At 66.1% G+C, this 13,237-nt stretch carries 11 protein-coding genes; 8 read left to right on the forward strand and 3 right to left on the reverse strand.

Annotated elements, in window-relative coordinates; all coding sequences use genetic code 11:
- Window positions 1–133: 133 nt before the first annotated feature.
- From BM222_RS06090 to BM222_RS06100, 3 genes are read right to left on the reverse strand one after another with little or no spacing between them, the layout of a single operon-like run.
- Complete coding sequence (locus BM222_RS06090; RefSeq protein ID WP_092227389.1) at window positions 134–2,947, reverse strand: DUF4159 domain-containing protein; 2,814 nt, start codon at window positions 2,945–2,947, stop codon at window positions 134–136.
- Window positions 2,944–3,888, reverse strand: coding sequence for a DUF58 domain-containing protein (locus tag BM222_RS06095; protein WP_092227390.1), 945 nt, complete (start codon window positions 3,886–3,888; stop codon window positions 2,944–2,946). The genes BM222_RS06090 and BM222_RS06095 overlap by 4 nt, the downstream gene beginning before the upstream one ends.
- Window positions 3,888–4,886: an AAA family ATPase gene (locus BM222_RS06100; protein WP_092227737.1), complete on the reverse strand. Its 999-nt coding sequence runs from the start codon at window positions 4,884–4,886 to the stop codon at window positions 3,888–3,890. The genes BM222_RS06095 and BM222_RS06100 overlap by 1 nt, the downstream gene beginning before the upstream one ends.
- A gap of 326 nt (window positions 4,887–5,212) precedes the next feature.
- Here BM222_RS06100 and BM222_RS06105 point away from each other — a divergent pair, with 326 nt between their 5' ends.
- The 8 genes from BM222_RS06105 (at window position 5,213) to BM222_RS06145 (ending at window position 13,236) form a co-directional block, all read left to right on the forward strand.
- Window positions 5,213–5,824, forward strand: a complete 612-nt coding sequence (locus BM222_RS06105; RefSeq protein WP_092227391.1) for a DUF1285 domain-containing protein — start codon at window positions 5,213–5,215, stop codon at window positions 5,822–5,824.
- 2 nt (window positions 5,825–5,826) lie between these two features.
- A complete protein-coding gene (locus tag BM222_RS06110; RefSeq protein WP_092227392.1) occupies window positions 5,827–6,498 on the forward strand; it encodes a CoA pyrophosphatase in 672 nt (223 codons plus the stop codon).
- Window positions 6,495–6,758, forward strand: coding sequence for a DUF6111 family protein (locus BM222_RS06115; RefSeq protein WP_092227393.1), 264 nt, complete (start codon window positions 6,495–6,497; stop codon window positions 6,756–6,758). The genes BM222_RS06110 and BM222_RS06115 overlap by 4 nt, the downstream gene beginning before the upstream one ends.
- 10 nt (window positions 6,759–6,768) lie before the next feature.
- Window positions 6,769–8,022 carry a CCA tRNA nucleotidyltransferase gene (locus tag BM222_RS06120; protein WP_092227394.1) on the forward strand — a complete coding sequence of 418 codons (1,254 nt, stop codon included), beginning with the start codon at window positions 6,769–6,771 and terminating at the stop codon, window positions 8,020–8,022.
- Complete coding sequence (locus BM222_RS06125) at window positions 8,019–8,789, forward strand: TSUP family transporter (RefSeq protein WP_092227395.1); 771 nt, start codon at window positions 8,019–8,021, stop codon at window positions 8,787–8,789. The genes BM222_RS06120 and BM222_RS06125 overlap by 4 nt, the downstream gene beginning before the upstream one ends.
- Window positions 8,790–8,937: 148 nt before the next feature.
- Window positions 8,938–10,263: a chloride channel protein gene (locus tag BM222_RS06130; RefSeq protein WP_092227396.1), complete on the forward strand. Its 1,326-nt coding sequence runs from the start codon at window positions 8,938–8,940 to the stop codon at window positions 10,261–10,263.
- Between the two features lie 1,610 nt (window positions 10,264–11,873).
- Window positions 11,874–12,188, forward strand: a complete 315-nt coding sequence (locus tag BM222_RS06140; RefSeq protein ID WP_244547033.1) for a DUF2946 family protein — start codon at window positions 11,874–11,876, stop codon at window positions 12,186–12,188.
- Between the two features lie 52 nt (window positions 12,189–12,240).
- On the forward strand, window positions 12,241–13,236 hold the full coding sequence (locus BM222_RS06145) for a hypothetical protein (RefSeq protein ID WP_092227738.1): 996 nt from the start codon (window positions 12,241–12,243) through the stop codon (window positions 13,234–13,236).
- Window position 13,237: the final 1 nt, after the last annotated feature.

Raw genomic sequence — 13,237 nt, forward strand, 5'->3', positions numbered from 1 at the left:
AGGACGGCGTCGCTTCGCTCACCCATGTCCCGGCCAACCACGCCTTTCCAGTCGGCGCGGAGACCGTGGATGCCCGGGACGAGCCCGGGCATGACGGCTTCAGTTCGGCGCACACCGAGTCTCAATACCGACATCATTGCCCCAGCCGTTCGATCAGGGCCGGTGCGTGCACTTGGTCGGCCTTGTAGTTGCCGGTCAGCGTGTACATCACGATGTTGACGCCGGCGCGGTAGGCGAATTCGCGCTGCCGCGGTTCGCCGGGCGTGAGCGGCAGCATCGGCTGGCCGTCGGGACGGAGTGCCCAGGCGCCCGCGAGGTCGTTTGAGGTGATGATGATCGGCGAGACGCCGTCGCCGCCGCGCGCGGGCCGCTGCGCGTTCTCGTCATCGTCGTCGCGCGGCAGCGCCTCGACCCAGGTCTGGCCGGTGTTGAAGCGGCCGGGGAAGTCGCGCAGCAGATAGAACGTCTTGGTCAGCACGTGCTCGCGCGGCACCGGCTCGAGCTCGGGCACGTCCAGCGAGGACAGGAGCTCGCGCAGGGTCTGCATGCCCGGCGTCTGCGACGCACCGTTGTCGCCAGGCGGCGCCTCGACCGCATCGCGGGTGTCGAAGATCACGGTGCCACCTTGCTTCATATAGGCGTCGATCTTGTTGATGGCGTCCTGCGGTGGCTTCGGTGCGCCCGGAACGATCGGCCAGTAGATCAGCGGGAAGAAAGCGAGCTCGTCATGCGCCGGATCGACGCCGACGGGATCGCCGGCCTCCAGCGCGGTGCGCTGCGCCAGGAACAGCGTCAGACCGGTCAGGCCGGCCTTGACGATTGAATCGATGTCGGCATTGCCTGTCACGACATAAGCAAGGCGCGTCTGCGAGGTCGACTTCATCGCGAATTCGTCAGACGCGCTGTCGGCGCGCGACGGCGTCGGCGCAAGCACCGCGATGCCCGTCAGCAACAGCCCGAGCAGGATCATTGCTGGCGCAGCGCGACGGCGCAGCAGCGCGGCGAGGCCACCGCCGAGCAACGCGACGATGATGGCATCCAGCAGAAACAGCGCGAGCGAGCTCGACAGCAACCAGCCGCGCAGGTCCCGCGGTTCGGCATTGGTATAGGTCGCGTGCCGGGCGCGCAGGGGCGCGGTGTTGAGGGCGGCGATGCGGTCGGCGGCAGCGAGCGTATTCACGGCGAGCGGTCCTTCTGCCGGTCCGTAGAAGCCGGGCGGATGGTCCGGCGTGGCGCGGTCGCGATAATCAGCCGTCAGCGGCTTGGCGGTGGCGGCCGGTGGCCCGAACGCGCCGAAGCCGTCGAGCAAATGCAGCGGCGCCAGCGTCTCGGTGCTGCCCTCAGCGGCAACGCCGGCGCCGGGCTTTGAGGTGTAGCCGGACATGTCGACGATGCGCCTGAGCATCTCGACGAAGGTGCCGGACATCGGCAGATCCGACCAGCGCATGTCGGCGCTGACATGGAACAGGCTGACGATGCCCTTGCCGCGATGCTCGCCGGTGACGAGGGGCGTGCCGTCTTCGAGCGAGGCCCAGCTCTTGGTCGCGAGCACCGCATCGGGCTCGGCCAGCACCTGCCGGCTCACGGTGACGTCCTTCGGCACGGCGACGCCGGCGAACGGACCATCGGCCGTGAAGGAGGCCAGATGCTGCGGCTTCTCCCAGGTCAGGCTGCCGCCGAGCGTGCGGCCGCCCTTGCGCAGCTTGACCGGAACGAGATCGTCCTCGGCTTGGGCGAGCCGGGGACCTGCGAACCGCACCAGCACGCCGCCCTGGTCGATCCAGGCGTTGAGGCGATCGCGCAATTCGGGCGCAACGGTGCCGACGTCGGCCAGGATGATCATCGGCAGCTTCTGATCGAGGAATTGGCTGATGCCCTGCTGCGGCGCGCCCTTGTCGGCGAGTCGCACGTCCGCGAACGGCGCCAGTGCACGCGTCAGGTAGAAGGTCGGCGCAAGCAGCGGCTGCGCTGTTTCGCTGGTCGAACCCGAGACGATGCCGATGGCGCGGCGGCGCCAGCGCTTGTCGAGCAGCTGCACCGCGCCGGCCGAACGCTCGCCTGAGATTTCGAGCCTGGAGATGTCGTTGCGCAGCTCCACGGGCAGGTCGAACGCGGCTTCGGTCTCCTTGTCCTGTAGTCCGAAGCTGAAGCGCGCCTCGCCGATCGGCGAGCCCTTCTGGTCGAGGGCCCGCACGGTGCCGGCGAGAATGCCGCTGTCGGTGCGCAGCACCTTCACCGTCATCTTCGCGGCCGCGTTTTCCGCCGCGACCAGCGCCAGCGGGGAGGAGGTGCCGCCTTCGAACACCGTCAAGCTGCGCTCCCCCAAGGTCTTGCCGAGTCCAGCCACGAACTCCTCGCCGCGGCCAGTGTCGACGCCATCGGACAGCCAGGCGATCTCGCAATCGCCGGTTGCATTCAGGAAACGATCAATGGCGGTAAGGGTTTCGACGCGCTCGATCGAATAGGGCTTTGGCACGATCTGCCGCAGCGCAACGCGTGCCGCACCCGCCGGCGTCAGCTTGATGTCGCGGTTCGGCTCGGACAGCGGCACCAGTGCAATGGCGCGGCGGTCATTGTCGGCGTTCGCGATCAGCTCGTCGGCGGCCTTGATTCTGGTGTCCCAGCTCGATGCGGCGCTCCAGCCGTCGTCGAGCATGATCATCAGCGGCGCCTTGCTGGCGGCGAGGCCGGTCTGCGGATTCCAGATCGGGCCGGCGGCGGCAAAGATCACCAGCGCTGCTGCGAGCAGCCGCAGCGCGGTCAGCCACCACGGCGTCCGCGCGGGCGTCTCTTCCCGTGGCGCGACGTCGAACAGCAGGCGGGTCGGCGGAAACTCGATGCGGCGCGGCCGCGGCGGCATCACACGCAGCAGCCACCACAGCACCGGCAGGCTGACAAGGCCGATCAGGAGCAGCGGTTCGGTGAAGGCGAGCGGCAATCCCATCATGCTGCCGGCCCTCCCTTGATCGTGGTGGTGCGGACTCCCGACTTGCTCACCTGCATGCCGGCATGGAGGAACAGCAGCAATTCGGCGGCCGAACGGTCGGTTACATGCGTCGCGAACAGCCAGTCGAGCTTATTGGTCTCGGCGCGGATCTGGTCGCGATGCAGCGCCAGCCTCGTGGTGTAATCCAGCGCCCAGCTCTCGGCGCGGCCGGCGGTGATCATGCCAGCGCCTTCCGGCTCGACGAATTCGACGCGGCCGGAATAGGGAAACGATTCCTCGGCGGGATCGACGACCTGCACCAGCGTGCCATGCGCGCCGGAGCCGGACAGGCCTGCGAGCGTCGTCCTGATCTCCGCGATGGGCGACCAGAAATCGGACAGCACGATGGTCTCGGCCAGTGCCGCAGGCACGAAGGAGGGGGGCAGGCTCAGGCGATCGGCATCGTCATGCAGCATCGCCTGCGCCATCTTGTCGATGACGCTGCGGCTCGCGGTCGGCGCCATCAATCCGGGGATGCCGACGCGCTCGCCGCCCGCGACGAGCAGCTCGGCCAGCGCGAACGCGACGATCAGCGTGCGCTCCAGCTTGGATTCGCGCGCGGTCTTCGAGGCAAAGGCCATCGACGGCGAACGATCAGGCCAGATCCAGACCGTGTGCGAGGCCTCCCATTCGAGCTCGCGGACATAGAGATGGTCGTCACGCGCCGAGCGGCGCCAGTCGACATTCTGTGACGGCTCGCCCGACACGAAACGGCGGTATTGCCAGAAATTCTCGCCCGAGCCGGCGCGGCGCCGTCCGTGTAGACCGTGGATGACGTTGGCGGCGATGCGGCGGGCCTCGAGCACCAGACGCGGCAGCGAAGCGGCGAGCGTACGGCTTTCGCCATCGGCACGTCGGATCGCGATGATCTCCTTTGCTGTGTGCCCGGTCTCCGCGGCCATCAACCGATCCGAGTTTTCAATTGCTTGATGACGTCAGGAATCGTGCGGCCCTCGGCGCGTGCCTGGAACGTCAACGCCATGCGGTGCTTCAGCACGGGCTCGGCGAGGTCGAGCACGTCGTCGATCGAGGGCGCGAGACGCCCGTCGATCAGCGCCCGGGCGCGCACCGCCAGCATCAGGGATTGGCTGGCGCGCGGGCCGGGGCCCCACGCGATGAACTTGCCGGCCTCGCCGCTCTCGGCGCCCGGACGAGCCGAACGCACCAGCGAGAGAATGGCCTCGACCACGGAATCTCCGACCGGCAGGCGGCGCACCAGCCGCTGCGCGGATATCAGCGCGTCCGCACTCATCGAGCCTTTCGCCAGCGTCTCCTCGGCGCCCGTCGTCTCGAACAGGATGCGCCGTTCGGCCTCCCGATCGGGATAATCGACGTCGATCTCCATCAGGAAGCGGTCGAGCTGCGCCTCGGGCAGCGGATAGGTGCCTTCCTGCTCCAGCGGGTTCTGCGTCGCGAGTACATGGAACGGCTTCGGCAGATCGTGGCGCGCGCCGGCAACGGTGATGTGCTGCTCCTGCATCGCCTGCAGCAGCGCCGACTGCGTGCGCGGGCTGGCGCGGTTGATCTCGTCGGCCATCAGCAACTGCGCGAACACCGGACCGGAGATGAAGCGGAACGAGCGCTTGCCCGCGGTGCTCTCATCCAGCACCTCGGCGCCGAGAATGTCCGACGGCATCAGATCGGGCGTGAACTGGATGCGCTTGGCGTCGAGGCCGAGTGTGACGCCGAGCGTCTCGACCAGTTTTGTCTTGGCAAGGCCGGGCACGCCGATCAGCAGTGCGTGGCCGCCGGACAGGATGGTGACCAGCGTGTTCTCGACCACACGATCCTGGCCGAAGATCACGGATCCGATCGCATCCTTCGCTGCGCGAATCTGCTCAGACACCTGCTCGGCCGACCGGACGACGCCGTCTTCGAGCTTCTCGACACTTTCCGCCATACGCTCGCTCCTTAAGCCTGCCACGCGGCTCATCTGCGTCGCCAGATGATCGCATCAATCCGCGTCATCAATTTCAGTCATGGGCCCTATGCTAGACTTGCAGGAAGGCCATGTATTCGTTGAATTAACCTATCCCCACCTTATCGGCTTCGGGCTATGTACGGCATCACGAAGTGGAGACCTCCCCCGAAGGCTGGCCGGGTGGAACCGTACAGTTACGGACACGTAGATGTACAAGGTAGATGTACCAGTCAGACTTGTACCAGTCAGACTTGCACCAATCAGACTTGCACCAATCGTGCCAACGGACAGAGTCAGGGCAAACCATGGCGAACCAAGGGCAGAGCGCCGATCGCGGTCTCGAGGGGCTGACTGCCGCCGCCAAAACTGCTGCCAATGCCGAAGGCGCCAAAAAGGGCCTGCCCCCGGTGCATCTGTGGAATCCGCCGTTTTGCGGCGATCTCGACATCCGAATCGCGTCCGATGGTACTTGGTTCTACATGGGCACGCCAATCGGGCGTCACGCGCTGGTGCGCCTGTTCTCGACCATCCTGAAGCGCGAAGGCGACAAGCATTTCCTCGTCACGCCCGTGGAGAAGGTCGGCATTCGCGTCGACGACGCGCCGTTCATGGCGGTCGAGATGCGCAGAAGCGGCGAGGGGAGCCATCGCGTGCTGAGCTTTCGCACCAATGTGGACGATTGGGTCACCTGCGACGCCGCGCACCGGCTCCGCTTCGAGCAGGCCAAGGACGGCGGCCTGACGCCATATCTGCACGTCCGCGCCGATCTCTGGGCCAAGGTCACCCGGGCGCTCTATTACGATCTGGTTGACATGGGCGAGGAGCGGATGGTCGATGGCCAGCCGATGTTCGGCGTCGAATCATCGGGCGAGTTCTTCGCCATGGCCGATGCGGAGCAGGTGAGGGCCGCGCTTTGAATTTGAACAAGCCTATCCCGACCAGCGAGCCTGTCGCGTTCCGCGCGGCCGAGTTCTTCGCCCGCTCCCGGGCCAGGCTCAGCTTCGACGTGCCGCCCGGGCTTTATGATCCGAACATCATCCCGGCATCAGGCGATCCCGGCACCGACAAGATGCTGGAAATCGTCGCGCGCGAGCAGCCGGTCCGCCCCGCAGCCGTGCTGATCGCGGTGGTCGATCATCCCGAGCCGACCATCCTGCTGACGCAGCGCTCTGCGCATCTCAACGATCATGCCGGCCAGATCGCCTTTCCCGGCGGCAAGATCGACGCCACCGATTCCTCGCCGCTCGACGCCGCTTTGCGCGAGGCCGAGGAGGAGGTCGGGCTGTCCAGAGACTTCGTCGAGCCGATCGGATATCTCGATCTCTACGGCACGGCGTTCGGATTCCGCATCCTGCCGACGGTCGCCCGTGTCAGGCCGGGCTTCGAGCTCGCCATCAACCATTCCGAGGTTGATGACGCATTCGAGGTGCCGCTATCCTTCCTGATGAATCCGGTCAACCATCAGGTGCACAGCAAGGAATTCCGCGGCATGGAGCGGTTTTACTACGCGATGCCGTTTGCGGAGCGCTACATCTGGGGCGCGACGGCCGGAATGCTGCGCGTGTTGTATGAGCGGATCTATTCGTCATGATCCGGCCGGTTCTGACCGAGATCGGTATCTTCCTCATCCCTTTTGCCGTCTATGCGCTGTTCCTGGCCGCCACCAGATCCGGCCTGTTCGTGCAATCGTCCTGGCCGATCACCATCGTCGCGCGCCTGATGCTGGCGGCGCTGCTGCTTGTGATCGCCGGGCTGGTTGGCTTTGCGCATTTCTCCGGCGCCGCGCCGAACTCCACCTACGTTCCCGCCCACATCGAGAACGGCAAGCTCGTGCCGGGCAGAAACAGATAAGGGCCGGGCGATGAGCGCAGAGTCCATACTCGCTGGCGCGCCGTGGCTGACCGCAGGCGGGACGGCACGCGTCCTGCAACTGCTCAACGCCGATGGCGAGGAAGCGCGCGTGGTCGGCGGCACCGTCCGCAACGCGCTGCTCGGCCTGCCGCCTGGTGACGCGGATATCGCGACCACGGCGCTGCCCGAGGAGGTGGTGCGCCGCGCGAAAAGCGCAGGAATCAAGAGCGTGCCGACCGGGATCGAGCACGGCACCATCACCCTGGTCATCGACGGCACGCCCTACGAAGTCACCACGCTGCGCGAGGACACCGAGACGTTCGGCCGCAAGGCCAAGGTCGTGTTCGGCCGCGACTGGGTCAAGGACGCCGAGCGGCGCGATTTCACCATGAACGGCCTGTCGGTCGACGCTGACGGCGTCGTCTACGACTATGTCGGCGGCATCGCGGACGCCAAAGCGCGGCGCGTGCGCTTCATCGGCGCGCCCGACCAGCGCATCGCCGAGGATTATTTGCGCATCCTGCGCTTCTTCCGCATCCATGCCGCCTTTGGCGCCGGCGAGCCCGATCGCGACGGCACGCTCGCCTGCATCCGCGGCCGTGCCGGCCTTGCGACCCTCTCGGCCGAACGCGTGCGCATGGAGATTCTGAAATTGCTGGTGACGCCAGGCGCATCGGCGGCCGCGCTTGCCATGGCCGATGCCGGCCTGCTGCAAGCGATGATCGGTGGTGTCGCCTATACCGGGCCGCTGACCGCGATGATCGCGATCGAGCGCGCGCTCGATCTTGCGCCAAGCAGCACGCGCCGTCTCGCGGCGCTCACGGTCGCGGTCACCGAAGACGCCAGGCGTGTCGCGACGCGCTTGCGGCTCTCCAATGCCGAAGCCAAGGCGCTGGATTCGATGGGCCATCGCTGGTGGCGATTCGCCGCCATGGACGAGGCGCGTGCACGGCGGCTGCTCTACCGGCTCGGCGCCGAGCGCTATCACGATCGCGTGTTGCTGGCCTGGGCGAGGGCCGGCGGCGAAGTCACCGCCTCGCACTGGCGCGCGCTCGCCGAGCTGCCGCTGCGCTGGACCGCGCCGAAATTTCCGCTTCGCGCCGCCGACTTCATCGCGCGCGGACTGGCGGAAGGACCCGCGCTCGGACATGTGTTGACACTTGCCGAGGACGCTTGGCTCGCGGCCGATTTTCCACTAGAGGAAGCCGCACTCGCTGCCATCGCCGATCAAGCCACAGCACGCGCCACTCGCGAGAAAAATTGACCATCGTCTCAGGCTTCGCCGACATCTCGATTTTCCAGCTGCTGCTGGTCGCGATGATGGCGTTGTTTGCTTCGATCATCGGTGGTCTTGCCGGCTACGGCACCGGCGCGTTGATGCCGCTGGTGCTGGTGCCGCTGGTCGGCGCCGAACCGGTGGTGCCGATCATCGCGATCTCTGCGCTGTTCACCAATTCCAGCCGCGCCGTCGCCTATATCAGCTACGCCGACCGCCGCCGTGCAGCTGTCGTGCTGGCCTGTGCCGCGCTCACGACCGCGCTCGGTGCCTACGGCTACACGCGTCTCACCAATGCCGGAGCCGCGCTGGTGATCGGCGCCATGCTGATCCTGAGCGTGCCGCTGCGCCGCGTGCTGCGGCGGCGCCAGGTCAAGATCGGCGACACCGGCCTGGCGGCTGGCTCGGTCGGCTATGGCGTGCTGGTCGGCGGCACGTCGGGCTCGGGCGTGATCCTGCTCTCGCTGCTGATGGCCGCGGGCCTCGAAGGCGCGGCCGTGATCGCAACCGATGCGATGATCTCGCTCGGGACGGGTTTGATCAAGATCTCGGTGTTCGGCCTCGCCGGCGCCGTCACCGCGCAGGTGCTCGCCTTCGCGCTCCTGATCGGCGGCATCGCCATCCCCGGCGCATTCCTGGCCAGGGCCTTCGTCGAGCGGATGCCGGTGCATATCCACACGGCGATCCTCGATGTTGCCGTGATCACCGGCGGCCTGGTGATGGTCTCGGCCGCGGCGAGGCAGCTGGTCGGGTAGCTGACACTGGCCCGATGGTCATGGCGGCGGAACCGCGGATCGAATCTCGTTCCTGGGATGTCGAAATCACGTAGCGCAATCCGCGCGAGGCGCTTACAGCACATGACTGACCTCGCCTTGTCTCGTTCGCCAAGCTATCAGCTGACACATGTCCAAAATGCTCGACTACCGCCGCCTTCGCTTTATCCGGGTCGTTTCGGTTCGCTGGCGCAGGCGTCTGACCTTTCTGCTCGGCGGACTCGCGGTCGGCGCCTCAGCCGTCGCTCTGGCCAAGCTCGCCGACTGGGCGCAGCAGGCATTCGCGTTGCTGCTGTCGGAATCGCGATATGCCGCCCTGATGGTGACGCCCCTGGGGTTTGCGCTGTCCGTCTACCTCACCATCAGCTTCTTTCCGAATTCGCAAGGCAGCGGCATCCCGCAGGCGATCGCCGCCCGTCAGCTCACCGAGCACGCGGCGCGCGAGAGGCTCGTCTCCATCCGCATCGCCATCGGAAAGGTGTTGCTGACGCTGCTCGGGCTGCTTTGCGGCGCTTCGGCAGGCCGGGAGGGGCCGACCGTGCAGGTCGGTGCGTCCGTCATGTTCGCGCTCGGCCGCATGTCGCCACGCCGCCAGCCCGGCCTGATCCTCGCCGGCGCCGCGGCGGGTGTTGCAGCCGCATTCAACACGCCGTTGGCCGGCATCGTGTTCGGCATCGAGGAGATGAGCCGAGCCTATGAGACCCGGACGAGCAGCCTGGTCATCGGCGCCGTGATAGCGGCGGGCCTGACCTCGCTGGCTCTGGTCGGAAACTACGATTATTTCGGCAGCAGCTCGACGATGCTGCGCAACGGCACCGACTGGCTTGCGGTGCCGTTGTGCGGCATCGCCGGTGGACTGGCCGGCGGCGCCTTCAGCAGGCTCCTCATCGAGGTCGCGCGCGGGCTGCCCGGCCGGCTGGGGCCATTGACCAAGCAATATCCTCTGCCGTTTGCCGCGATCTGCGGACTTGGGGTTGCCCTTTGCGGCCTGGCCTCGGGCGATATGGTCTACGGCACCGGATATGCGCAAGTGAAGTCGGCCCTGGAGACCGGCAGTCCGCTTCCCCAGGATTTCGGCGTGTTGAAGCTCGCTGCAACCGCGCTATCAGCGATCAGCGGCATCCCCGGCGGAATCTTCTCGCCATCGCTTGCCGTCGGCGCCGGCATCGGCACGAACGTCGCGGATCTGTTTTCGGGCGCTCCGCTCGGCGCGTTCATGCTGCTTGGGATGGTTTCCTATTTTGCCGGCGTCGTGCAGGCTCCCATCACCGCTTTCGTCATCGTGACCGAGATGACCGACAATCACGCCATGGTCGTGCCGCTGATGGCCGCCGCGCTGATCGCCCAGGCGACATCGCGCCTGCTGTGTCCCGAAGGAATCTACCACGCGCTGGCCAAGGGCTTCCTGGCTGCGCACACGGCAGAAGCACCTGCGCAGCGATCGCCTTCGACCTGAACGCTGCGAAACGTCAGAGCGATGAGGCTGTGAGCTGCGTCGCTCGCATCCGTCGAGTCCGTCGGCCCCGCATGTTCGCTGCTCCAGAACGGCTAGGCCGTCCTGCGTTCATCGACGCTTGGCTCGTTGCTTGTCGGCGCCGTTCAAGGGTTCGGAGGCGCTTGCATGTCGTGCCCTGGGCTGAAGCCGGATGCCCCCGGCTGACCGGAGGGCGGACTTGAAGTTGCCGCCTGCGTTTCGTGTCCCGGGCTGAAGCCGGATGCCCCCGGCTGCCCGGAGGGCGCGCTTGAAGTTGCCGCCTGCATTTCGTGTCCCGGGCTGAAGCCGGATGCCGCCGGCTGCCCGGAAGGCGCGCCTGAAGTTGTGGCCTGCATTTGGTGCCCCGGGCTGAAGCCGGATGCCCCCGGCTGCCCGGAAGGCGCGCCTGAAGTTGCGGCCTGCATTTGGTGCCCCGGGCTGAAGCCGGATGCCCCCGGATGCCCGGAAGGCGCGCTTGAAGTTGCCGCCTGCATTTGGTGCCCTGGGCTGAAACCGGATGCGCCGGGATGCCCGGCATGGTTTGACGAACCATGATGCCCGGCATGTGAGTGCGGGCTCGAAAACACCGCTGAAAACGCCGCCTGTATCGCGTGTCCTAGGTGTCCTGGGCTAAGGCTCGACGCGCCATGATTCGTTCCATGCGCGTGCGGGCTCGACAACGCGGCTTGCATCGCGTGCCCCGGAGCTGATGCCGAACTGCCGTGGCCGACACCTCCTGCGCCTCCTACGCCGCCATGCCCTGCACCCACGCCGCCGCCATGTCCCCCACCCATACCAGATGCACCAACGCCGGCTCCTACTCCGGCACCTCCTCCAACTCCGCCTCCAGCGCCACCAGCGCCGCCACCGCCACCGCCACCGCCGCCGCCAGCACCGCCTCCGCCGCCACCGCCACCGCCGCCGCCAGCGAGCAGCGGTCCAGACGTTGCGATCAACAATGCGGGTATGGCGGTTACTGCAAGCAGCTTGGCTAGCTTCGTCACGATGATCTCCTTGTCGCTTTCGCGCGCGCGCCGCGCGGCTCACCCAGGGCAACACAACGGGGTTCGACGACGGTTCAAAGTCGAGCGCTCGACCGAACGTTCCGCACAAAATGCGATTGAATAAGGCGAACAGGCGCGCACGCCATTTTCTGATGCGGACTGTTACCTGAACGGCACATCTTCCACTCCGTTCAAGCGAGCTCGTGGCCTTGCTCTTCTCTGGCGAGCATTCTGCACAGCAGCAACAGGCGGCGAGAGATGCCCGCAGGTACCTCGCAACCGTGCGCGGGCCCGTGGTTTGTTTTTGGCCCATGGCTGCGCTTCGCGGAGATGGCCGCAGCGTCTGTTCTTCCCGCTGCCCGCTCAAATCCTCCTGGGAGGAGTATCGTCGGTCAGTCGCCTCCATTCGAAGCGACGGTCGACACGCGCATGGGTGCACCTGAGCAGGTGCCGGCAAGCGTGGTGCAGCTACCGCGCGGCTGATCGGTATCGACACTCCGTGTTCCGAGATGCTAATAGCGCGATCAAGGGGGGGACAGCGTGCCTCGATATCTAAAGTTTCTGCCGATCGCGCTGATCGCGTTGGCGGTGCAGATCCTCGCACCGATCGCGGCCTGCTGGGCGGCCGCGATTGTTGTTTCCGATCCGCTGCAGTCGGCCAGTGTTTGCCATGACGGCGGTAGCCCGGCGCAAGGCGATCAAACGGATCATCACGCCTCTCATGGTGCTTGCGCGATCTGCTGCGTCACCCACACCAGCACCCTGGCTGATGCGCCGAACGCCACTGCCTTTGTGACCTTCGATAGCCAGCCCGAACGCTTCATCTGGCCTGAGGCGGAAATCAATCTCTCTCCAGCACGCGGTGGCTCCGGCACAGCGCGCGCTCCTCCGCAAGCGATGTGAACTGAGCGGCCGTCGGCCACTTCACCTGCTCCTCAAGTTTGTGGAGATGTTCATGTCTATCCGTCACGTGCGTAAGGGCCTGTCGGGGCTCGCTGTTGCGCTTGTTCCTCTCTCGGGAAGCGCTCATGAAATCGTGGGCAATCGCTTCTTTCCCGCCACACTCGGCATCGATGATCCCGGCGTCAACGATGAGCTGTCGCTTCCGACGGTCGACAGCTTCAAGACAGGCGACGTTCCGCCCATTCGCCAGCGCGATGTATCGGCCGAATTCTCCAAGCGTATCACGGAAGACTTCGCGATCTCGTTTGGGACGACCTACACCTTCCTCGGTCCGATAGACCCGACGGTGCCTGGAGCCAACGGATTTCAGAACCTGGAGACCACGTTCAAGTATCGCGTCTTCAAAGACCCCGTGCACGAGTTCGTGATGTCGGTCGGCCTCAGCGTCGAATGGGGTGGCACGGGCGCGGCGAATGTCGGTGCGGATCCCTTCAACACCTACACGCCGACGATCTTTTTCGGCAAAGGATTCGGCGACCTGCCGGACACGCTCCCGTGGCTGAGGCCGGTGGCGATCACCGGCCAGGTCGGCTACGCGATCCCGGCCCGGAATTTCACGACGACGTTCGGAAGAGATCCGGACACGGGCGAGCTGACCTCCGATACTGAATTCCATCCGCGGGTGCTGAACTGGGGTGGAACCATCCAGTACAGCATGCCTTATCTGAAATCCGCCGTGATGGACCTCGGCTTGCCGGACTTCATCAATCACCTGGTCCCGCTGGTCGAAGCAACCCTGCAGACGCCGGTGGCAAACACGCTGACCTCGGGCACAACGACCACGGGGACCATCAATCCCGGGGTTATCTGGGTCGGCAATAAGTTTCAGGTCGGCGTCGAGGCGCTGATTCCGATCAACCGCCAAAGCGGCACCAATGTCGGTGTGATCGCTCAACTGCACATGTATCTCGACGACATCGATCCGCGCGGCATCGGCAAGCCGATCTTCGGCGGCTCGGTCCAGCCCGCCAGCCCCTTTGCCAGGTAAC

Origin of the sequence: Bradyrhizobium sp. Gha (assembly GCF_900113735.1) — a bacterium.
In the GTDB taxonomy this organism is placed as follows: Bacteria; Pseudomonadota; Alphaproteobacteria; order Rhizobiales; family Xanthobacteraceae; genus Bradyrhizobium.